This is a genomic window from Bacillus sp. HU-1818 (genome assembly GCF_022695965.1).
Taxonomy (GTDB): domain Bacteria; phylum Bacillota; class Bacilli; order Bacillales; family Bacillaceae; genus Bacillus; species Bacillus atrophaeus.
The window spans coordinates 1-23,152 of record NZ_JAAPBE010000003.1; the positions used below are offsets into that span (position 1 = coordinate 1).

The 23,152-nt window shown below is 37.9% G+C and carries 22 protein-coding genes, 1 pseudogene and 1 other annotated feature; of the genes and pseudogenes, 20 read left to right on the top strand and 3 right to left on the bottom strand.

Annotated elements, in window-relative coordinates; all coding sequences use genetic code 11:
- The 16 genes from GXP75_RS10515 to GXP75_RS10590 form a co-directional block, all read left to right on the top strand.
- A partial coding sequence (locus GXP75_RS10515) for a phosphopantetheine-binding protein (protein ID WP_242556769.1) occupies positions 1–258 on the top strand: 258 nt, incomplete at its 5' end.
- A 98-nt stretch (positions 259–356) separates the two neighbouring features.
- Positions 357–722, top strand: coding sequence for a hypothetical protein (locus tag GXP75_RS10520; protein WP_242556770.1), 366 nt, complete (start codon positions 357–359; stop codon positions 720–722).
- Positions 723–773: 51 nt separating this feature from the next.
- Positions 774–3,521: a beta-ketoacyl synthase N-terminal-like domain-containing protein gene (locus tag GXP75_RS10525; protein WP_242556771.1), complete on the top strand. Its 2,748-nt coding sequence runs from the start codon at positions 774–776 to the stop codon at positions 3,519–3,521.
- 21 nt (positions 3,522–3,542) lie between these two features.
- A complete protein-coding gene (locus GXP75_RS10530; RefSeq protein ID WP_242556772.1) occupies positions 3,543–4,628 on the top strand; it encodes an ArsR/SmtB family transcription factor in 1,086 nt (361 codons plus the stop codon).
- Positions 4,625–6,274 (top strand): AMP-binding protein, encoded by a 1,650-nt coding sequence (locus tag GXP75_RS10535; RefSeq protein WP_242556773.1) that lies wholly within the window; start codon positions 4,625–4,627, stop codon positions 6,272–6,274. Before GXP75_RS10530 ends, GXP75_RS10535 begins: the two co-directional genes overlap by 4 nt.
- Positions 6,275–6,376: 102 nt before the next feature.
- Positions 6,377–6,649, top strand: a complete 273-nt coding sequence (locus GXP75_RS10540; RefSeq protein WP_003324965.1) for a YtzC family protein — start codon at positions 6,377–6,379, stop codon at positions 6,647–6,649.
- Between the two features lie 165 nt (positions 6,650–6,814).
- Positions 6,815–6,952, top strand: coding sequence for a hypothetical protein (locus GXP75_RS10545; RefSeq protein WP_010789575.1), 138 nt, complete (start codon positions 6,815–6,817; stop codon positions 6,950–6,952).
- A 34-nt stretch (positions 6,953–6,986) separates the two neighbouring features.
- A complete protein-coding gene (gene ytrA / locus GXP75_RS10550) occupies positions 6,987–7,379 on the top strand; it encodes a GntR family transcriptional regulator YtrA (RefSeq protein ID WP_010789574.1) in 393 nt (130 codons plus the stop codon).
- Complete coding sequence (locus GXP75_RS10555) at positions 7,372–8,250, top strand: ABC transporter ATP-binding protein (protein ID WP_010789573.1); 879 nt, start codon at positions 7,372–7,374, stop codon at positions 8,248–8,250. Before ytrA ends, GXP75_RS10555 begins: the two co-directional genes overlap by 8 nt.
- Entirely contained in the window at positions 8,244–9,221 is a 978-nt protein-coding gene (locus GXP75_RS10560; protein WP_242556774.1) for an ABC transporter permease, read from the top strand. The genes GXP75_RS10555 and GXP75_RS10560 overlap by 7 nt, the downstream gene beginning before the upstream one ends.
- Positions 9,222–9,234: 13 nt before the next feature.
- Positions 9,235–9,930, top strand: coding sequence for an ABC transporter ATP-binding protein YtrE (ytrE, locus tag GXP75_RS10565; protein WP_003324971.1), 696 nt, complete (start codon positions 9,235–9,237; stop codon positions 9,928–9,930).
- Positions 9,920–11,233 carry an ABC transporter permease gene (locus GXP75_RS10570; protein WP_242556775.1) on the top strand — a complete coding sequence of 438 codons (1,314 nt, stop codon included), beginning with the start codon at positions 9,920–9,922 and terminating at the stop codon, positions 11,231–11,233. Before ytrE ends, GXP75_RS10570 begins: the two co-directional genes overlap by 11 nt.
- A gap of 72 nt (positions 11,234–11,305) precedes the next feature.
- Positions 11,306–12,001, top strand: a complete 696-nt coding sequence (locus GXP75_RS10575) for a response regulator transcription factor (RefSeq protein ID WP_003324974.1) — start codon at positions 11,306–11,308, stop codon at positions 11,999–12,001.
- Positions 11,994–12,998, top strand: a complete 1,005-nt coding sequence (locus tag GXP75_RS10580; RefSeq protein WP_242556776.1) for a sensor histidine kinase — start codon at positions 11,994–11,996, stop codon at positions 12,996–12,998. Before GXP75_RS10575 ends, GXP75_RS10580 begins: the two co-directional genes overlap by 8 nt.
- Before the next feature lie 101 nt (positions 12,999–13,099).
- Positions 13,100–13,861 (top strand): ABC transporter ATP-binding protein, encoded by a 762-nt coding sequence (locus GXP75_RS10585; RefSeq protein WP_214914018.1) that lies wholly within the window; start codon positions 13,100–13,102, stop codon positions 13,859–13,861.
- Positions 13,851–15,791 carry an FtsX-like permease family protein gene (locus GXP75_RS10590; RefSeq protein WP_242556777.1) on the top strand — a complete coding sequence of 647 codons (1,941 nt, stop codon included), beginning with the start codon at positions 13,851–13,853 and terminating at the stop codon, positions 15,789–15,791. Before GXP75_RS10585 ends, GXP75_RS10590 begins: the two co-directional genes overlap by 11 nt.
- Before the next feature lie 34 nt (positions 15,792–15,825).
- Here GXP75_RS10590 and GXP75_RS10595 read toward each other — a convergent pair whose 3' ends face one another.
- Positions 15,826–16,569, bottom strand: coding sequence for a sunset domain-containing protein (locus tag GXP75_RS10595; protein WP_214914014.1), 744 nt, complete (start codon positions 16,567–16,569; stop codon positions 15,826–15,828).
- Positions 16,570–16,769: 200 nt separating this feature from the next.
- Here GXP75_RS10595 and GXP75_RS10600 point away from each other — a divergent pair, with 200 nt between their 5' ends.
- Positions 16,770–17,963 (top strand): MDR family MFS transporter, encoded by a 1,194-nt coding sequence (locus GXP75_RS10600; RefSeq protein ID WP_214914012.1) that lies wholly within the window; start codon positions 16,770–16,772, stop codon positions 17,961–17,963.
- A gap of 30 nt (positions 17,964–17,993) precedes the next feature.
- Here the strand turns inward: GXP75_RS10600 and ytvA are convergent, their stop codons facing one another.
- A complete protein-coding gene (gene ytvA / locus GXP75_RS10605) occupies positions 17,994–18,785 on the bottom strand; it encodes a YtvA family blue-light photoreceptor (protein WP_242556778.1) in 792 nt (263 codons plus the stop codon).
- A gap of 424 nt (positions 18,786–19,209) precedes the next feature.
- On the opposite strand from ytvA, the gene GXP75_RS10610 reads away from it, so the two are divergent.
- The 3 genes from GXP75_RS10610 (at position 19,210) to GXP75_RS10620 (ending at position 22,823) form a co-directional block, all read left to right on the top strand.
- Positions 19,210–19,539, top strand: coding sequence for a DUF4257 domain-containing protein (locus GXP75_RS10610; RefSeq protein WP_010789560.1), 330 nt, complete (start codon positions 19,210–19,212; stop codon positions 19,537–19,539).
- A 102-nt stretch (positions 19,540–19,641) separates the two neighbouring features.
- Positions 19,642–19,855 (top strand) — a binding site (T-box leader).
- Between the two features lie 108 nt (positions 19,856–19,963).
- Positions 19,964–22,378, top strand: a complete 2,415-nt coding sequence (leuS, locus tag GXP75_RS10615) for a leucine--tRNA ligase (protein WP_061571887.1) — start codon at positions 19,964–19,966, stop codon at positions 22,376–22,378.
- A gap of 133 nt (positions 22,379–22,511) precedes the next feature.
- Positions 22,512–22,823 carry a rhodanese-like domain-containing protein gene (locus GXP75_RS10620; protein WP_061571886.1) on the top strand — a complete coding sequence of 104 codons (312 nt, stop codon included), beginning with the start codon at positions 22,512–22,514 and terminating at the stop codon, positions 22,821–22,823.
- 143 nt (positions 22,824–22,966) lie between these two features.
- On the opposite strand, the pseudogene GXP75_RS10625 reads toward GXP75_RS10620, so the two are convergent.
- Positions 22,967–23,137, bottom strand: a pseudogene (locus GXP75_RS10625) (ABC transporter substrate-binding protein); the annotation flags it as partial.
- Between the last annotated feature and the right edge of the window lie 15 nt (positions 23,138–23,152).

Genomic DNA, 23,152 nt, shown 5'->3' on the forward strand with positions numbered 1-23,152 from the left:
AATGATAACTTCTTTGAATTAGGTGGCAACTCAATCACCTTATCGCTGCTTTATTCAAAAATGCAGAATGATTATAAAGATTTAAACATCGCTGATTTATTTAAATATCAAAGTATAGAACAAATATCTCAGTATTTAAATAGTCAAACAAATTCAGTTTCTAATTTACCTTTAGATTCAATAGAAGTTCCTCAAAAAATCTTAAATAACGAAGATAACTATGAGAGTAAGAAAATTATTGTTTTGGAAAAAAAATAAACTTAATCCTTAATAAGGAAACAGAGTCTAACATTGTTAATACTTTTCTGTATTTATTATCAAGCTTTGTAGAAAAAGAAGAATACTTTATATCTAATTTGCAAAACAACAGCTTTATAATGTTTGAAAAAGTAGTAACAAAAAACTATCAAAGTCTTGAAGAACTAAGAAATTTCATAAAAAGTAACTCTATTGAAAAAAGTTTCCACAGTAAATTCCAATATACAAAAAAAATAAATTTAAAAAACAACTCTTCTTCTATAAATGTAATAATAATAAATGGAGATTACTTAGAAAATATACAACATAATCTGAGTAAGTATTATGATTTTATTTTTGAATATACTCATTCTACGGACAAAAAAATACATCTTTCAATAATATATTCGAATGATAAATTAAAAAATGAATCGATGGAATTATTTTTTAAAACCTTTATAGATGTAATTTCCAAATTAAATTAAAAATAGAGCACCTTTTGATGAGGTGCTCTAAAAGAAAGGAAGAACAAGCTTATGTTCAATATATTTGAACACATTAATACTAATGATCAACAAACATTTAATAGAACAGAAATAAAAGATAAAGTTGCTGTTATTGGTATTTCTTCAAAATTACCTAAGTCTAATGATTATAAAGAATTTTGGGATAATTTGATGAATAAAGTGGATTGTGTAGATTATATTGACAATGACAGAAAGTTAGATTGTGATAACTTTTTCAACCATATAGGTATTAACTCAGAAAATTTAAGATATCAACAAATGGCATTTGTTAGTGATGTCGATAAATTTGATTATAGATATTTTAAAATTCCATATCAAGAAGCATGTTTAATGGATCCTAGACAAAGACTGTTTTTGGAAACGAGTTTTAATTCTTTATTGGATGCAGGATATACAGCAAATCATATTAAAGGGCAAAATGTTGGTGTATATGTTGGAAGTAGTAATAGTGATGCTATATATAATTACGATAAGATTATTTACGATTCATCAATTAGAGATCCAATTAGTATTGTAAACAATTTGCCATCAATGATAGCTAGTCGAGTTTCACATTACTTTGATCTAAAAGGACCAAGTTTGACCATAGATACCTCTTGCTCGTCATCTCTAGTAGCCGTTCATGAAGCATGTAAGGCTATTTTATACAAAGAATGTGAAATGGCTATTGCTGGTGGATGTAACTTAAATCTTATACCTCTTCAACATGATGTAAAGTTGGGGATTGAATCAAAGAATTATAGGACAAAAGCATATGATGATGACTCGGATGGAACTGGTTTTGGAGAGGGGATAATTTCTTTCGTGTTAAAACCCTTATATAGTGCCTTAAGAGACAAGGATAATATCTATGCGGTAATCGAGGCAAGCAGCATTCAAAACCATGGAAATTCACTTGGAATAGCTACACCTAGTTTGGATGGCCAGAGAAATCTAATATCTGAAAATTTAAGTAAATTTGATATAGATGTTAATAAGCTATCGTTTATAGAAGGTCATGGAACTGGAACAGCTATAGGTGATTTAATAGAATTGGAAGCGATGAGTCAAGTTTTAAAGGACAGAACAGCAAAAAAACAATATTGTCCTATAGGATCTGTTAAGAATAATATAGGTCATCTGCTCAGTGCCTCTGGAGCAGCAGGACTACTGAAATCTATATTGGCAATAAATGAGAGAAAATTCCCTCCTAATATAAATTTTAATACACCTAACAAAAAAATCGACCTTAGTGACTCACCAATATACATAAATAAACAAGAAGTTAATTTAGATGAGAATGAAAGGTTATTTGCAAGTATAAGTTCTTTTGGAATGAGTGGAACTAACTGTCACATTATTATTTCTAATTACAAGAAAGAAAGAAATTTAACCAAAGAAAAGCCTTTGATTTTCACATTATCTGCTAATGATCTAGAGATTTTGAAAATTAAATTACAAGAATTTTATCACTTTATTTACAACGAGCAAGAATTGATTTTAACTGATGTATCATACACTTTAAATTGTAGAAGGGATCATAACAAATATAGATTAGCTATTATAGCTTCAAATAAAGAAGAATTAATGAAAAAACTCTATGAATGCCTAACTGAGCTTCTAAAGGAGAATGAGAATTTCCAACTGAAGGATACATTTTTAAACAATGTTTGTGACATAGAATATGGACAAATAGAGAGCGAGATTAATCCACTTAACCATGATTTACAGAATATCTGTAAACAGTATATCCAAGGTAAAAACATCAACTGGCATAGAATTTATCAAAATGATTGTCAGGTTGTCTCGTTGCCTGTTTATCCATTTAAAAAAACAAGATGTTGGTATAATGAAGAAAGAAGAAATTATGTGTTAAAGGATGACATTGTTTTAAATGATAATGAAAAAATTATTGTTGATGCATGGGCAAAGACCTTTGGCGTTAAAGAAATTGATTTAAAGCAAGACATTTATGAGGTTGGAGGAGATTCATTAAGCTTAGTGAGTATGTATCATGAAATAAAGAATAAGTTACCAGATATAGTATTAGAATCTTTTATTCAAAATGAAAGCCTAAGAGAAATACTAGATTATGTGAATCAAAACACTAAAACGTGTGTAGAAATAGATGAACTAATATATGAAACAGCTGAGTACAAAATTTTTAAATTTTCTAACGGAGTGAATACTTCTAACACATATTTAATCAATAGTAATGAACAAACAATTCTAATTGACTCTGGGGTTAGCATCAAATATTTAACACAATTCTGTGAAAAAGAAAAAATTAAAGGAATTAATTATATTATATTTACCCATTCTCATTTTGACCATACATATTCAGCTCAAGAAATAAAGGAAAAATTCAAATGTAATTTTGTAATACATGAAAAAGAATTGAATTTTGCAAAGGATTTAGTGAATAATGGGTTGGCACTCATGGGAAAATCCTTTTTATTCGAAAAAAGTGATATTCTCCTTAAAGAAAATAAAATAATGAAACTCAAAGGGTTAGAATTTCTGCCTATCCTTTGTCCAGGTCACACGTCTGGAAGTATATGTATAAAGATTGATGAATTTTTATTTACAGGGGATACTATGTTTAAGGATGAAAATTCTGGAGTTGACAAAAAAACAGGTAATGGAGAACTGTTGCGAAGATCGATTTCTTATTTACTGAATAAAATGAATGAAAATACCATTGTTTGTCCAGGACATGGTGAAACTTGTTCAATTAAGTATATAAAAAATAGGTATAAAATTAATACTACTATTTAGGTAATATAAGGAGTTATTAAAATGAAAATAAGGTTGAATGAAAATGCTGCTGATTTCTCCGATAAAATATCTTCGATTTTGTTTTTAAAACATACTAATTTTTTTATAGAATACTGTAATGAAATGAATTTGACTTTAGAAAAAGAATATTATCAATTGTTAGAGGAACTGAAAAAAATAAATTTAAAAGAAGAATATTTAAATTTTTATTTTGAAAGTTTTTGTGAATATAAGGATGTTGTTAATGCTAATATTTTTTGTTTGGCAACTTCCTTTTTTAAAGTGTCTGATATTTATAACAAGAACTTTTCCGAAACCATAGATTTTTTATTGAATTATTCTGATGAAGAAGTACAAACAAATATATTACAATCTTTATTGTATTTAAATGGACAATCAGATAGAACTAACTTAGACGGGTACTTAGGTAACATTGATAAGACTTTTTCATTATTAAATGAGTTGAAGATAAAAGATGAATTTAAATGGATTATATTTAAGGTTTTAAAATCGCCAAAAATATATGTAGAACTCTTTTGTAAAGGATTACTATCCATTAATGATAGACTTAATTATGCTTTAACAATATTAACACCATTTAGAGAAATTTGGATTGATCAATTGAAGAATATTAATGATGAATTCCCAAAACATATTATTGAAACAATTAAGGGAAAAGAGTATATAAACTGTAGTTATATTAACATCTATCCTACTCTAATTCCGTATACAGCTACTATAACTAAAAAGATTGATGAAATTTATCTGGGTCTTGGATATAAAGTTGACCAACTATTTAAAAATGAAAAAATAGATATTGATCAAGTAGTGAATTTATTAAAATTAATATCTGATAAAAGTAAGTTTAAAATATTAATTTTATTAAAAAATAAAAAGCTTTATGCAAACGAAATAGCAGAACAATTACATTTGACAAATGCTACAATATCTCATCATATGAGAGTTTTGACAATTCAAGGTTTAGTTCAAAGTACCCGAATTCAAAATAAGACTTATTATTACCTAAATACAAAAAAAATAAAATTTCTTTTAGATAACTTAAATGAAAACTTTAAAAATATTATAGATATAGAGGAGAAAAAATGAATAATACAGTTTTCGATATAATAACTGATGCACAAAATCGGAATAACAAAGGTATTACATTTATTAGCGGAGCTAATGATGAAACTTATGTTTCATATCATGAATTATATGAGAAATCAATAAAAGTTCTTGGTATGTTACAAAAGAAGGGTCTGAAAAAAAACGATGAATTAATTTTGCAAATAACCGATAATACTGCATTTATTCAAGTTTTTTGGGCATGCATTTTGGGTGGGATTATACCTGTTCCCTTAAGTATAGGTTACAATTCTGAAAATAAATTAAAGGTAATCCGTATATGGAAAATCCTCAATAATCCTTTTATAATATCAGATTTAAAAAATCTAACATCTTTACAAGAGATTGCCGAATCGCATATTTCTGATGCTATGTCAAATAAGTCTATACTATTAAATGAAATTCAAGTTGATACTGATTTGATCGGAGAATTAATGCCACCTAAACCTGATGATATTGCTTTTATTCAGTTCTCTTCAGGTACTACAGGGGATCCAAAGGGGGTAGTTTTGACACATGAAAATCTAACTACTAATTTATCAGCATTAAATGATGCTTGGGGGACAACAGATGTTGATTCATCATTAAGTTGGATGCCGTTAACACATGATATGGGGCTCATAGCTGTACATTTAGCATCAACTCTAAAAAAAATTCAGCAATATATTATACCAACTTCAGTTTTTATAAGAAGACCGAGTTTGTGGTTAATGAAAGCAGATGAACATCGAATTACTCAGCTTTATTCACCAAACTTTGGTTTTAAATTTTTTTTAGATCATTATAAGAAAAGTGGTTCTTATAATTGGGATTTATCGTGCGTAAGGCTTATCGCTAATGGGGCTGAACCTATTTCTGCCTTATTATGTAACAACTTTCTACAGGAAATGAGTCAATTTGAATTGAATGCTAAGGCGCTTAATACTGTATATGGTTTGGCAGAAGCGACCGTTGCTGTAAGTGTTCCTAAAGTTGGAGAACTTTTTGTTCCTGTCAATGTTGACAGGGCTTCAGTTGGTATTGGTCAAAAAGTGAGGGAGATAATTAATCAAGAAAAAAGTATTACTTTTGTTGAAGTTGGAACTGCAGTTAATAATTGTGTATTCCGTATTTGTGATGATCTTAATAATGTTTTAAAAGATGGGTATGTAGGTCTTATACAAATAAAAGGTGACAATGTAACATCCGGGTACTATAACAATGAAAGTGCTACAAAAGATATTTTGACACCAGATGGTTGGCTAAATACAGGAGATATAGGTTTTATACGTGAAGGTAGTCTTGTTGTTACAGGCAGATCTAAAGATATTATCATTAAAAATGGGCAAAATTATTATGCCCATGACATAGAAAGAATTGCAGAAAATGTAAAAGAGGTTGAATTAGGAAATGTAGTTGCTTGTGGAGTTTATAATGAAGTAAAAGGTGAGGAGGATATTGTTCTCTTTTTTAGGTGTAAAAAAAGTTTTAACATGACTTTAGTGGATCAGGAGATAAAGAAAGTAATTTCCCAACAGCTAGGCTTAGAAGTACATCAAATCATACCAGTAAGAAAAATTTTAAAAACCACGAGTGGAAAAGTACAAAGGGGAAAAATGAAGGAATATTATAAAGATTATATTAATTGATATTTTTTATGTAAAAAAAGTTAAATGAGTATCTTATTGCTTATTATTTATTTCATCTAATTGTTAAAGCTATACATAAGCCTTTTATGGAGGAGGTTTTTTATGGCAACAAGACAATCTGTAGATGAACATCTCCAACGAAGCGAACAGGCATATGAATTTGCTTCTGAACAATTTAAGATCAGCGCCAGACAAGAGCATTACAATGAGGAAGAATACAGCGAAGCGCAAATGAAGCTGGAAAATGCGGTGAATGAGTTAAATAAGCTGTCTTTGTCATCAAACGACCAGCAAAGAGAGCAGCTTTACCGGATGAGGCTTCAGCTTCAATCACTGCAAAACAATATGATTTTGCAGCGTTCTTACGATGAGTAAAGAATGAATGGACCCTTTTTGAGAGGGTCCATTTTTTTTGGCAAAAAAGTCATTGACTTTTTCTAGCAGTGTGTTTATTGTATTAAGTGTACTACTTGATGTAATACACGGCAAACACTAATGAAACCAAATCACATACATACGCTGATGAAAGGAGACGACCGAATGAAAAACAAAAGGCCGCGTAAGAGAAACATGCCCATGCTGATAGCAGCTTCAGTTATTGCCTGTTCCTTTTTTCTTATTCTTGTCATGCTCGGTTTCGAATGGCAAAAAAGTATCGAAGACCATTTTTATTTTTAAGAGTTTGCAGATCGTACAGAAAGAAGGGAAGTAAATGATTCAAATCGATCCGAGAAGCTCAACTCCGATTTACGAGCAAATTATTCAGCAGATGAAAGAGCTTTGTTTAAAAGGGATCATGGCCCCAGGAGATAAGCTTCCTTCTGTCAGGGAACTGGCGACTATCATTATTGCCAATCCGAACACTGTCAGCAAAGCCTACAAGGAGCTTGAACGTGAAGGGATCATTGAAACGCTGAGAGGCAGAGGAACCTATATATCGGAAGAGGCAAAAACGACATTGGTTGAAGGGAAGATGACGATGATTAAAGAGCAACTCAAGCAGCTCATCATCGATGCACATTATGCGGGAGTCGAGCTGGAGAAACTCCAGGAATGGATAAAGGAAATCAGCGCTGATGTAAAAGGAGGGAAACGGAATGATTGATTTGCGGCAGCTTTCAAAAACGATAGATGGAAAAGAAGTGCTGAAAGATGTCTCACTGACCATTGAGAAGGGTGAAATCTTCGGTCTCCTCGGACGGAACGGATCGGGAAAAACAACCTTGCTCCGTTTAATCCAGCAAATCATCATTCCGGATCAGGGTGAGATTTTATTCAATAATGTGGAGATTAAAAAGCATCCGAAAGTAAAGCAAAACATGATTTATATGCCGGTTCAGAACCCTTTTTATGATAAATATACTTATAAGCAGCTTGTTGACATTTTAAGAAGAATCTACCCAAATTTTGATGTGACGTATGCCAATGAGCTGATGAACAGATATGAAATTCCGGAAACAAAAAAATACCGCGATCTTTCGACAGGGTTGAAAAAACAAATGTCACTTGTTCTTTCTTTTGCAGCCCGGCCTGCACTCATTCTGCTTGATGAGCCGACAGACGGTATTGATGCAGTCACACGGCACGATGTGCTTCAGCTGATGATTGATGAAGTGGCGGAGCGCGATACGAGTATATTGATTACATCCCACCGCCTTGAGGACATTGAAAGAATGTGCAATCGGATCGGTTTTCTTGAAGATAACAGGCTCACAAATGTTATGGATCTTGATGAATTGAAAGAAGAATACATCAAAATTCAAATTGCATACGAATCTGATGTCAATTTGGCCATCAGAGAACAAAACATTCCTTTATTGGACCAGGCGGGCGTGTTTTATACCGTTCTGATTCTGAAAAAAGATGAGAAGAAAAAGCAATTTTTAAAAGATCTGAAACCAAAAGTATGGCATGAACTTCCTGTCAACTTAGAAGAAGTATTCATAGCGAAGTTTGGAGGGAAGCGCAGATGGTAGACCGCGGACTGTGGTTTAAGGAATGGAAGCAGAATCAAGTGGTGCTGCTGGTGATTTTTTCGTTTTTGATGCTGATTAATCCACTTTCGATTATGAGTGATTATTTTAGTTATCAAGGCTGTCTTAATTCTAATATGCTCGAATCTTGTACTTATATTATCAATTATTCGTCCGGCGGACTGATGCAGATAAACTGGGCGGCGGGCATTGTGCTGGCGATCTCTCAGATCGGGATTGAACGAAGTAAAGGGACTTTAGATTTTACATTAAGCCTGCCTTATAAAAAAAGCCAGATTTTTAATGCGAAATTTTTTATGGGCGCCGCGGTATTGACGGTTTCGCAGCTTCTTGGATATCTGTTTTCTGAATTGCTTATCCTTTTGCTAAAACCGGATTCTGTAATGTTTTTCCACCACTATGTGGTCGGAATGATGATTATTACTTTTATGACGTATGCATTGGTTATGGCTGCCGGCGCTTTAACAGGAAACGTCTTTGCCCAGCTATTAACGGGATTTACTGTCGCGATTTTACCATTTTTAATCATAACTTTACCAGCTATTAATATTGAGATTATTTTTGGTCGGTCCATTCTTTACAGATTGGATCAGGTGCTCACGTTTGAAGTTTTTGGTTATTTTATCCCAATTGTGTATGGAGGAACAGATTGGATCATAGACAGCAAATATATCCTACTTATTCCGGCAGCGATGAGTATGATCTTTTATCTGATCGGATATTTCAGTTTCAGTAAACATCCGAGCGAACGAAACGGAAGCTTCTTTTTGTGGAAAGCGTTTGACCGTCCTGTTCAGATTCTCGTGATTGCATTTGGAATTCTTGGGTTCGGCTATTTCGGATATTCTGCCGGCCAATCTATTGTTGGCTACATCATCGGAATGATGATCGGCGCAGTTGTCGGATTTTTAATCAGCTACTTTTCGATTTATAAAAAAACAAAGCATCTGTAAGGGAGAGAAAAACATGATAGATGTTCAGCATATCGACCATTCATTTAAAATCGGCAAAAAAGGCAGAGAGAATGAGGTCCCTGTCTTAAAGGACGTCTCGTTGACGGTGTCTAAAGGAGAAATCGCCTGTATCGTCGGACGGAGCGGATCAGGGAAATCGACGCTCTTGAATCTCATTTCGGGGTACATCTCGCCAACTAAAGGAAGAATCGTTATTGACGGCACAGATGTTACCGGCTTTAACGAAAAGGAATGGGCTAATTTCCGTCTTGAGCATTTTGGTTTTATCTTTCAGAGCTTTCAGCTTATTGGGAGCCTGACGACGTACGAAAATGTGGAAATGCCGCTGGCGCTCAAAGGCGTAAAGCCGTCTGAGCGGAAGCAGAAAGTACAGGACATGCTGAAGCGCGTCGGTCTCGAAAACCATGCCAGCCACTATCCGAATGAACTGTCCGGCGGCCAGCAGCAGCGTGTCAGCATCGCGAGGGCGTTAATTTTGAATCCATCGATCATTTTAGCCGATGAGCCGACGGGAAGCCTTGATTCAGAAACAGAGCATGAAGTGCTTGAATTTATTCAGCAGCTCAACCGCGAGCGCGGGATTACATTTGTGATCATCACCCATGACGATGAGGTTGCATCCATCGCCCATTCAAAATTCCAGCTGCATGACGGTGTGTTAAAAGGGGGAGTTACCGTTGAGGTTTAAGGATCAAGTCGATTTTATCAGAAGAAATATGAAGAAAAACAGGCTGCGTGTCTTCATGACGGTGCTTGCGACAACAATGGCCTGTGCGTTTTTAATTGTATTATCGTCTGTCGGATTTGGGATTCAAAAGACCATTACCGATATGACGATGAGCCAGCAAATTGTCACGAAAATTTCTGTTTACGGCAAAGATGATGGCAAAGCGGTCAAAAAATCGGAGTTAGAAAAATTTAAACACGCAAAAGCCGTGGTTGAAAGAACAGAGGTGCATGAACCGGTCAAAGCCAAATTAAACAATAGAACAAATGAAAATATGTCCCTGACGCTGACTAATATGAGTGATGAATTAAAATCAAATATGGAATTGGATAAAGGCCGTGTCGCAAAATCAGAAAATGAGATTGTGGTTGGATATGATTTTGCGAAATATTTGTGGACTGAAAAAGAATCAAAAGACTTTGAAAAACAAATAAACGAGAACAATGGGAATAATGCAGAATTGAAAGAGCCTAAAGGGTATACCAAGGATATTCTGAACCAAACCATCGAACTGAACGTATCAAAAGTTGATGAAAAAACGGGCAAAACTTCAGAGAAAACATATGATTTTAAAGTTGTCGGCATTACAAAGAAACCGAAAAATGATTGGATGGAGGATTCATCTGTTTTTGTAAGTGATGCGTTTAAAGGGGAGTTCTCCAAGTTTCTTGATTTATCTAAAGATAGCGAAAGTATTCAAAAAAGCGTAAGCGTTTATGCTGATAAATTTGATAATGTAGAGCAGCTGACAAATGATTTAACTGATGCCGGTTATAACGTCATGTCGGTCACAACACAGCTGCAGGGCGTAAACACCTTCTTTATGGTCTTCAAAATCGGACTGATCTTCGTCGGATGCATAGCCGTTATTATCTCTGCCATTGGTATCTTTAATACAATGACAATGGCCGTTACAGAACGGACGCAAGAGATCGGGATCATGAAGGCAATCGGCGCAAACCCGTCTATTATCCGCAGAATGTTTTTGATGGAAAGCGCATATATCGGTATCTTAGGTTCTGTCATCGGAATTATTATTTCTTACGGAGTGAGTTATATTGTGAATCTGGCTGTTCCGGTCATCCTTGAATCAACCGGAGCCGGCGCGGCGGGCGAATTGGACTATACGTTCTCTTATATTCCGCTGAGCCTTGTCATTATTGCGACTGTCATCAGCGCAGGGGTTGCGATTATATCAGGCTTAAACCCGGCCAGAAAAGCCACAAAAACAAACGTCTTGACGGCGTTAAGAAGAGAATTATAATAATGAAACAGCCGGCTGAATCAGCCGGCTTTTCTCTATACACCTATCAAAGTGAAAAGTGCGGTGAATCCATTGTTTAAACTTTTGCTGATTGAAGATGATGAGTCGCTGTTTTATGAAATCAAAGAGCGTTTAACCGGGTGGTCTTATGATGTGTACGGCATTCAGGATTTCAGTCAAGTGATTCAAGAATTTACGGCGATAAAACCTGATTGCGTCATTATTGATATTCAGCTGCCCAAATTTGACGGGTTTCATTGGTGCCGGATGATTCGTTCCCGGTCTAATGTTCCCATTCTCTTTTTATCCTCGCGAGATCATCCTGCAGATATGGTGATGTCTATGCAACTTGGGGCCGATGACTTTATCCAAAAGCCGTTTCATTTTGATGTTCTGATTGCGAAAATACAAGCCATTTTTCGGCGCGTGTATCATTACAATTCAGAACCCATCGTCCTTAAAACATGGTGCGGGGCGACCGTAGATTCTGAACAAAATTTAGTCAGCAATGAAACAGGTTCTATTGAGCTGACGAAGAACGAAATGTTCATTTTAAAGCGGCTGATCGAACAAAAAAATAAGATTGTAAGCCGGGAAGAGCTAATAAGAAGCTTGTGGAATGATGAACGTTTTGTGAGCGATAATACATTAACGGTTAACTTAAATCGGTTGCGGAAAAAATTGGACACTTTGGACTTGGGGCAATTTATTGAGACAAAGGTCGGGCAAGGTTACATGGCGAAAGAAGAGGACAGTCTATATGATTAAATCCTTTCTGATCGAGAGGCGGAGCTGGATCCTTGTTTTTTTATTTCAGCAGTGTCTCATCCTGCTTATTGCTTATATTGATTCGGCCATTCCATTTAAACCGGTCCTTTATATTGTCTACCTATCACTTATCGTGTTTACAATCTTTGTCGTGATCCGCTGCCATAAAGAAACGAAATTTTATAAAAGTCTCGAAGAATGGGAAAACAATCTTGATGTGACAAGTATCAATGACCCTGAGTCTCCTTTTGAAACCATTATTGAGAGAAGCATCGCCGGCCAAACGAAACAATTGAAACAAACAGCGTCACAAAATCGCTTGATGTTAGAGAATGAAAAAGATGAACTCATGGCTTGGATTCATGAAGTCAAAACCCCATTAACGGCGATGCATTTAATTATTGAGAGAATGGAAGATCAATCATTCAAATCCTCGTTATCATATGAATGGCTGCGTATTCATCTGCTTCTCGATCAGCAGCTTCATCAAAAACGCATATCATTTATCGAAAATGATCTGTCCTTAGAAACCATTCAGCTCAAGTCCTTGATTTTCAAAGAGATCCGGGACTTACAATCATGGTGTATTCAAAAAGGGATCGGCTTTGACATTCAGCTGGAGACAGCGGAAGTTCTCAGTGATGCGAAATGGCTGTCCTTTATCATCAGACAGCTTCTGACCAATGCCATTAAATATAGCGAAGCCTCTGATATCGTTATAAAAAGTTATGTGCAGAATGATCGGACGCACTTGGAAGTGAAAGACTTTGGGCGGGGGATTGACCCTAAAGATATATCCCGCATCTTTGACAAAGGGTTTACATCGACAACGAAACATCACGATCATGCTTCCACAGGCATGGGGCTGTATTTGGCGAAGAAAGCGGCAAAGCCCTTATTGATTCATATGAATGTACACTCAACACCAAATCTGGGCACGAGCTTTACATTAACCTTCCCGAAACGGAATGAATTCGTAAACATCATAAGCGTGTGACAAAAATGTCACATGCTTTACTTTTTTGTTCGCTTAATCGAAGGAAAAGCCTGGCATTCCTTTCTATAATAAGATTATCCAACATAAAGGAGATTAGGGACATGATGATTTTAGAAGCCAATAAACTTCAAAAAAGCTACGGAAATAAACTAAATAAACAAGAAGTGCTAAAGGGCATTGATATCCACATTCAAAAGGGAGAATTCGTCAGTATTATGGGAGCGTCGGGGTCAGGTAAAACAACATTGCTCAACGTTCTTTCCTCGATTGATAAAGTGAGTCACGGGACCATTAATATTAACGGAAATGAAATGACCAATATGAAGGAAAAAGAGCTCGCTGAATTTCGGAAACAGCATTTAGGCTTTATCTTTCAAGATTATAATTTGTTAGACACACTGACAGTGAAAGAGAATATCCTTCTGCCTCTATCTATTACGAAAATGTCTAAAAAAGAAGCCAATCAAAAGTTTGAGGAAGTAGCGAAGGAGCTAGGCATTTATGATTTGAGAGATAAGTACCCGAATGAAATTTCAGGCGGACAAAAGCAGCGTACATCCGCAGGAAGAGCATTTATACATGAACCAAGCATTATTTTCGCTGATGAACCGACCGGTGCGCTTGATTCAAAATCCGCATCTGATTTGTTAAACAAGCTGAGCCAATTAAACCAAAAGCGCGACGCCACCATTATTATGGTAACCCATGATCCCGTAGCCGCCAGCTACTGCAGCAGAGTCGTTTTTATAAAGGACGGCCAAATTTATACACAGCTCAATAAAGGCGGCCAAGACAGGCAGGCGTTCTTCCAGGATATTATGAAAACGCAAGGTGTGTTAGGCGGGGTTCAGCATGAACATTAATCAGCTTATCTATCGAAACCTGAAAAAAAATATACGGAATTATTACCTCTATGTTTTTGCGTTAATCTTTAGCGTTGCGCTTTATTTCGCATTTGTTACGCTGCAATATGATCCTGCAATTAACGAAGTGAAAGCGTCTATTAAAGGCGCAGCGGCAATTAAAACCGCATCCATCTTACTCGTTGTTGTTGTTTCTATTTTTATGTTATATGCCAATACCATTTTTATTAAAAGACGGAGTAAAGAAATAGGTCTATTTCAATTAATCGGAATGACTAAGCATAAAATTTTTCGTGTTTTAAGTGCGGAAAATGTGCTGTTATATTTCGGTTCTCTATTCGTCGGCGTTTTTGCCGGATTTTCTATGTCTAAACTAGTGGTAATGATTTTGTTTAAAATTGTTGACGTCAAATCGGAAGCGAAACTGCATTTTTCTCAACAAGCGCTAATCCAAACCATCATCGTGTTTTGCGGCATTTACCTTTTGATTATGATCATGAATTATACGTTTATTAAAAGGCAAAGTATTTTATCACTGTTTAAAGTCACTTCTTCCACTGAAGATAAAGTGAAAAAAATATCAATTCTGCAAATGATTGTCGGGGCGCTCGGCATCGTGTTTATCTTGTCAGGATACTATGTTTCTTCCGAGTTATTTAGCGGGAAATTCAAGACAATGAATGAACTTTTCTTCGCGATGAGCTTTATTCTTGGGACTGTCATAATCGGCACATATCTCTTTTATAAAGGTTCAGTCAGCTTTCTCTCTAATATCATCCGAAAAAGCAAGGGCGGTTACTTAAATATTTATGAAGTATTATCCCTTTCATCAATTATGTTCAGAATGAAATCGAGCGCTTTGTTATTAACGATTATTACGACTGTTTCAGCACTTGCGATCGGTTTATTATCCTTATGTTATATCTCCTATTATTCAGCGGAAAAAACAGCTGAACAAAATGTGGCGGCAGATTTTTCCATGACAAATCAAAATGATGCAAAAGAGTTTGAGCAGATATTGAACGAAAATGACATTCCGTATAGCAAAAAAGAAATCAATGTTGTGCAAGCGAATTTTAACATCGAGAACATTGTGGAAGGAGATCCTGAAAATATACAGGGTAATCTGAAAAAAACCCCGCTTGCTGTGGTTAGTGACAAAGAGATTGACGGAGTTGACGTGTCAACGGATGAAACCATTTTCTCCGGTTATACGGATCTCTTACAAAAATTGATGTCTTTAAAAGATTCCGGCAGCGTCAAAGTAAGCGGTCAGCATGAGACTGAATCATTAACCTATTCAGGGTTAAGAAAAGAGTTTCTCTTATCCTATAAATTTACCGCCGGGGGATTGCCCGTTGCGATTGTGGATGATGCATTATTTAAACGTTTAAAAAACGATAGAGAACCTAAACTCCAGAAAGAGTCTTCTGCATCTATCGGAATTCATGTGAAAAATGAAGACCAGTTGAAAAAGGCAAATGATCTTTTTGCAAAGGTAAATAAAAGCGATCAGCATTTATCGAGGCTTGATGAAAGCATTGCGCAAAAATCTCTTTTTGGTATTGTCATGTTTATCGTTGGTTTTTTAGGATTAACGTTCCTGATCACATCGGGTTGTATCCTTTATTTTAAACAAATGGATGAAAGTGAAGAAGAAAAACCGAATTATACAATCTTAAGAAAACTCGGTTTCACACAGGGAGACTTGTTGAAGGGAATACGCATGAAACAGATCTATAACTTTGGCATCCCATTGGTGATCGGCCTCTTCCACAGTTATTTTGCAGTTCAATCCGGCTGGTTTTTATTCGGATCAGAGGTGTGGACGCCAATGATTATGGTGATGGTGTTATATACCGCCCTGTATTCTATTTTTGGCATCCTGTCTGTTCTATATTATAAGAAAGTGATTAAGTCGGCGTTGTAAAACAAAAAGCTCCAGAAAAACTGGAGCTTTTTGTTTATCTTTTCGGCGCCCGGTACCCGGCTGCCTCAGCGTCTTCAACTGAGCAAAACATTTCAGCAGGATCTGTCGTCCGGTCGTAGTATGTACTGCCTGGAGTGTGGTAGATACCGCTTTTGCTGCCTTTAATGTCACACGTTTTATTTGTCTCGGCGGTTGGTTCCGAACTGTTCTTATTTGTGCTTCCTGAGGAGGGGGCTGTGTTTGAAGAATGTTCTTCTGAACTGGCTGTCGCCGTTTTAGCCTCTTTTAACTCCTGTTCCAGCTTTTCTTTCCCTGTTTGCAATTTTTTATTTTCCGTTCGCAATGTTTCCTTGTCCTCATTCAATGAGGTTTGTTTCTCTTTGAGTTCTTTGTTCTCCGCTTGCAGTGTTTCTTGTTTCTTTTTCAGTTCTTTATTTTCTTTTTTCAGCTTTTCAGTGCTGGCGTTTAGGTCTTTTTCAGCGTTTGCACTGATTGTTTCGTATTCCTTTTCTAAAGTGTCATGCTCTTTTGAAAGTTTTTTGTATGAGGTTTGGAGAGCGGAATACTTTTCATCATCGGCCTTGGCTGTATTTGAATCCGGCTCCATAAAGGATGCCCCGGCTATTAACAGAGCCAGACCTCCGACAAAAAGCGGCCAGAAAAATGTCTTTGAAAATGTTTTTTCCTTTTTAGACAATATTCTGACCAGGTGGAACAAACCGTAACCTAGTGATACGAGCAGTGCGAGAAAACCGAAAACAGCTAACATATTTGCCATAACGAAACCCCTTTTTATATGATTACTATTCATTTTACATTTTTGTTTAAAAATTGGATATCATTATTTTATTTTCATATGTTGAAAAAATTGTGTGAGGCGGATAGAATAAAGGTTGGCTGTAATATCTGGATTCAACACGGGGACGTTATGCGGACTCCGTGTTTTTACGTGTTTTTTATAAAGAAAGGGGGATCAATATGCCGCGCGCTTTGAAAATTTTGGTAATTGGAATGTTTATGAATGTAACGGGAGCGTCTTTTCTTTGGCCGCTTAATACTATATATATTCACAATCATTTGGGGAAATCGTTAACAGTAGCGGGGCTTGTTCTCATGCTGAATTCCGGCGCAAGTGTCGTGGGTAATTTATCCGGAGGCGTCTTGTTTGATAAAATCGGCGGTTATAAAACGATTATGCTTGGAATTGTGATCACGCTAGTTAGTCTATTAGGTCTCATCTTTTTTCATCAGTGGCCGTATTATATTTGGCTTCTTACGATCGTTGGGTTTGGTTCCGGCGTCGTGTTCCCTGCGAGCTATGCAATGGCCGGTTCGATTTGGCCGGAAGGGGGAAGAAAGGCGTTTAATGCCATATATGTGGCGCAAAATGCCGGAGTTGCCGTTGGTTCGGCGCTTGGAGGCGCGGTTGCTGCTTTCTCATTTACGTATGTGTTTATGGCAAATGCCATGCTGTACGCTGTTTTTTTCTTTATCGTATATTTCGGATTTCGAAATATTCAGTCGAAGCAAGCGGCACAAACGTCTATCCTTGATTTTGAGCCTGTGAGCAGCAGAGCCTCATTTACGGCGCTTATGATATTGAGCAGCGGGTATGTGCTGGGCTGGGTCGCTTATTCACAGTGGTCCACCACAATCGCTTCGCACACGCAAAGTATAGGAATGTCTCTTTCATTATACAGTGTGCTTTGGACTGTTAATGGAATATTAATTGTGTTTGGACAGCCGCTGGTCGGTTTCTTGGTGAAAAAATGGGCTGAATCACTCAAAGCCCAAATGGTGATCGGCTTCGTGATATTTATCATGTCGTATGGTATTTTGCTTGCAGCGAAACAATTTCACATGTTTCTTGCGGCAATGATTATCCTGACCATCGGGGAAATGCTGGTCTGGCCTGCGGTGCCGACCATTGCCAATAAGCTTGCGCCTAAAGGCAAAGAAGGATTTTATCAAGGATTTGTCAACAGCGCGGCAACTGGAGGGAGAATGATCGGGCCTTTGTTTGGCGGAGTGCTTGTTGATAAGTATGGCATTCATGTCCTGATTATAGCGTTGATGGTTCTGCTTCTCGCAAGTATCGTCACAACAGTGATTTATGACAGGCGATTGCCATCATCTGATGACGGCAATCAAACAAGGACAATCTCTTCCTAAAAAAGATCCCGCTCTATTGGCGGGATCTTTTTACATAACCGGAAGCACGTTGACGGCGTCTTTTACATTTAAGTATGTCTTCAAAGAAGAAAAGTTTGCATTCAACTGGTTCATCCTCATGGCAAGTACCGGTTTGATGCCTGTAATAATAAGCTCTGTGCCTGTCAATTTGAGCAAATGATGCAGTTTGAAGATTTGGTCAGCGGTTTGTTCATTTACCCCCACTAAACCTGACAAATCGATAATTAAATAATCATCTTTTGATGTTGCTAATATGTTAGTCAGCGTACAAACAATGGATTCAAAGCGCTCTTCTGTCAAATTGCCGATAAGCGGCAGTGCTGAAATGCCGTTTCGTATCGGGACGACGGGAGTTGACAGTGTACTGATTTCTGCGAGTGAATCTTCGAGCAGTTTTTCATACTCTTTTTGCTGAGTGATGTCCTTTTGAAATCCGACAAAATATGTTTTATCTTCTTGTTCAATGTATATTGGATCAATATTCAGTTCGTTCCAAAACATCGTCCCGTCTTTTTTATAATTTTGTAATTGAACGGTGATCGGCTGTTTGTTTGTTAAACCGGTTCTGATCTTGGCCACTTCTTGAGCGTCTGTCTGATTTCCTTGTAAAAAACGACAGTTCTTCCCTAATATCTCGTCCGGCGAGTATCCGGTCAATTGAACAAATCCGTTGTTGACATACACAATGGGATTGTCTTCGAGGGCGGGGTCTGTCATCACCACACCAACGCGCGCATGATCAAGCGCTTTTTTAATTAATTCAAGCTGCTCCTGCATTCCAAAGATATTTGAGCTAGCCATATAAACCCCCTTTTCGGCTGTCGGTATCATTGCCTAAAGCCACATTGTTCCGTAAAATCAAGTCCCCTTCATTTATAAACCCTACAGTAACCGTAGCATAACATATGTTCTTGTTCAAGCAGCCGCATTCAGCGTTTGTCATTCAGGCTTGTCCTCGTATAAACTAAAGATAAGAAACCAATTTGAACACTTGAGCGGGATCAAAATAAGTGCTGAATAAATAACTAGGTCATTGTCACTGGAAAAAAATGAATCTAATGCATCAAGCTTACCGATCATGTGTTCACATATAATGGAAGAAACAAGCTTTTTTACTTTCTTGCAGATTCGCCAGTATGTAGATATCGAAAAATCATCGGAAAAGTTTAAGGGGGCTGGATGGCCTGAAGTCGCTTTACTAAATAAGGGCTTTAGGAAGGTGATGATGAAGATGCTGCATCAGGTTTTAATTGCTTGTGTGATTGGAGGAATAATGGGGATTCTCGGTCATGTAAAAAAAAGAGGCAGGCTGGAGAAACCCAGAATGACAAAGCGGTTCATTTACCTCGGTTTTTTGGAAGATTGGTTTATCGGCATGGCTGCTTCCATCTTACTTGTCTTATCCGCTAACCCCGATTCAGGAATCCAACTCGTCATCCTATCCATAATCTCAGGCTACGGCGGTGAAGCTGTTCTAAGAAGCTTTGACTTTGTCAGAGAACAAAATAGTGCATCGACCGGCTCCAAACGTCAAAATGAACCTCCACCCGAATAATTGTCCTCTACTGCGCCCGTTCAGGGTACATTCCCATTGTATACAAACCTGCTTGCACTTATGAACATAATTCTATAAAATACAGATAAGATTACGGTTGCGATAAGAACAGTGAAGAGGAGCAGTAAGAAACAGATTTTGCTATAGAGAATTGACGGCTGGTGAAAGTCAATCGAATTTGTTTCTGAACTCACCTCAGAGTTGCAGCGGTGAAAGCCGCTGACGCATAACTGCGTTAAAAGTATCAAGTGAGTGCGGCATCAGCCGCGCTAACGAGGGTGGTACCGCGGGAAAACGAAAGTCTCTCGTCCCTTTTTGGGATGAGGGAGTTTTTTTTAGTTTTAGAATAATCTGAATATAATTCTTCTGTTCCCGTCAATACTTGTACATAAACGCCGTATTCAATAAGGAGGAGGTTTTTAAGTTGAGTTTTCAGCATAAAGAAATTGAAAAGAAGTGGCAGAACTATTGGCTAGAGAATAAAACCTTTGCCACTCTTGAAGATAATGAAAAACCAAAGTTCTACGCGCTGGACATGTTTCCTTATCCATCAGGAGCCGGTTTGCATGTCGGCCATCCTGAAGGCTATACTGCGACGGATATTCTGTCCCGTATGAAACGGATGCAGGGGTACGATGTTCTTCACCCGATGGGCTGGGACGCGTTCGGCCTGCCTGCGGAGCAATACGCGCTCGATACGGGGAACGATCCCGCTATCTTCACAAAGCAGAACATAGATAACTTCCGCCGCCAAATTCAGGCGCTCGGCTTTTCTTATGATTGGGACCGTGAAATCAATACGACTGATCCCGGTTATTATAAATGGACGCAGTGGATCTTCTTAAAGCTTTATGAAAAAGGGCTGGCGTACGTTGATGAGGTTCCTGTGAACTGGTGTCCTGCACTCGGAACGGTGCTTGCAAATGAAGAAATTATTGACGGAAAAAGCGAACGCGGGGGCCATCCTGTAGAAAGACGGCCGATGAGGCAATGGATGCTGAAAATTACTGCTTATGCGGACAGGCTTCTCGATGATCTGGAAGAGCTTGACTGGCCGGAAAGCATTAAAGACATGCAGCGCAACTGGATCGGACGTTCTGAAGGCGCACACGTTCATTTTGATATTGAAGGCCATCATGAATCCTTTACTGTGTTTACGACAAGACCTGATACGCTGTTTGGCGCTACATACACTGTTCTTGCTCCGGAACACGCTTTGGTAGAAAAAATCACAACCGCTGAACAGAAAGAAGCTGTAGATGCTTATATCAAAGAAGTTCAATCGAAGAGCGATCTTGAACGTACAGATCTTGCAAAAACAAAAACAGGCGTCTTCACCGGAGCCTGCGCCATTAACCCTGTGAACGGGGAAAAAATGCCGATCTGGATCGCAGATTATGTGCTTGCGTCATACGGAACGGGCGCTGTGATGGCTGTGCCTGGACATGATGAGCGCGATTTTGAATTCGCCAAAGTATTCGGCCTTCCTGTTAAAGAAGTGGTTAAAGGCGGTAATGTAGAAGAAGAGGCATACACCGGAGACGGAGAGCATGTCAATTCTGATTTCCTTAATGGCCTCGGCAAGCAGGAAGCAATTGAAAAAATGATCGCTTGGCTGGAAGAAACGAAACACGGCGAGAAAAAGGTCACATACCGTTTGCGCGACTGGCTCTTCAGCCGCCAGCGCTATTGGGGCGAGCCGATTCCGATCATTCATTGGGAAGACGGAACATCAACAGCAGTGCCGGAAGAGGAGCTGCCGCTGATTCTGCCGAAAACAAGTGAAATCAAGCCGAGCGGAACCGGAGAATCGCCGCTTGCCAATATTAAGGACTGGGTTGAAGTGACGGACCCTGAAACAGGGAAAAAAGGCAGAAGAGAAACCAACACCATGCCGCAATGGGCTGGAAGCTGCTGGTATTTCCTTCGCTATATTGACCCGCACAATCCGGATCAGCTCGCTTCTCCTGAAAAATTGGATAAGTGGCTTCCGGTTGACATGTATATCGGCGGAGCGGAGCATGCGGTGCTGCATCTTCTTTATGCGCGTTTCTGGCATAAATTCCTTTATGATATCGGCGTTGTACCGACGAAAGAACCGTTCCAGCAGCTTTATAACCAAGGAATGATTCTTGGGGAAAACAATGAGAAAATGAGCAAATCAAAAGGCAATGTCGTCAATCCGGATGAAATTGTCTCCTCCCATGGCGCTGATACACTCAGATTGTATGAAATGTTTATGGGACCGCTTGATGCTTCAATTGCCTGGTCAGAGTCGGGGCTGGACGGTGCACGCCGCTTCCTGGACCGTGTATGGCGTTTGTTTATTGAAGACAGCGGAGAGCTCAATAGTAAAATAACAGAAGGTGCCGGCGAGACACTGGAGCGTGTGTATCATGAAACAGTGATGAAGGTGACTGACCATTATGAAGGCTTGCGCTTCAACACGGGAATTTCACAGCTCATGGTCTTTATCAATGAGGCCTATAAAGCGTCAGAGCTTCCTAAAGAATACGTGGAAGGCTTTGTGAAGCTTCTTTCCCCGGTTGCGCCTCACCTTGCTGAAGAATTATGGACAAGACTCGGACACACAGGTTCCATTGCATATGAATCTTGGCCTGTATATGATGAAACGAAATTAATCGACGATGAAATCGAAATCGTGGTACAGCTGAACGGTAAAGTCAAAGCGAAGTTACAGGTTCCGGCTGATGCAACGAAGGATCAATTGGAGCAGCTTGCAAAAGACGACGAAAAGGTCAAAGAGCAGCTTGAAGGAAAAACGATCCGTAAAGTGATTGCAGTACCAGGAAAATTAGTGAATATTGTCGCCAACTAAGAAACAGATGAGATCCCCTTCCACACTTACCGGAAGGGGATTTTTTTATAGGGGAAATCAAGCTGTGGAATAGCTATAGCCGGACTGCGTTTGCTATACTTAGAGGCATCAAGACAATAAGGAGTGTTTTTCATTGACTATAAAAGAAATAAGCACAGTTGAACTTCAAGAAAAATTAAAAGCTGATGAAGAGCTTTATCTCATTGATGTGAGAGAAGATGAAGAAGTAGCGGAAGGCATGATTCCTGAGGCGGTCCATATCCGCATGGGTGATATTCCTGAAAAAATGGATGCTTTTGATAAAGAAAAGGAGTATGTCTTTATCTGCCGTTCCGGAAAGCGGAGCATGAACGTCTGTATGTATTTACAGGAGCAAGGCTATAAAACAGTGAATGTTGAAGGCGGCATGCTCGACTGGGAAGGCGAAACAAAGCCGAAAAACTAGTGGTTGGATATAAAGAAAAAGGTGAAAAAGAGCATTGTTCCTTCATGTTCTTTTTCATCTTTTTTTATATGGAATTTGATGAAGACTTTGAGGGACATACCCTTAAAACAGTGAGAATGATGTTGAAGGTATAATTCTATTTTCAGATCATTGGCGGCTACTCTCACCCCCATCATATTTTCATAGTCATTACCTGGGAAATGAATCATCACGCGGATGTTAGTCAAGTTCTTGTGCAAACTCGGCGGCCAGTTTTCTGAACGTTTCTTTTTCACTGTCTGTAGACATTGTGAATAAATGGTTAATGACTTTTTCCCGTTGGAAACGTT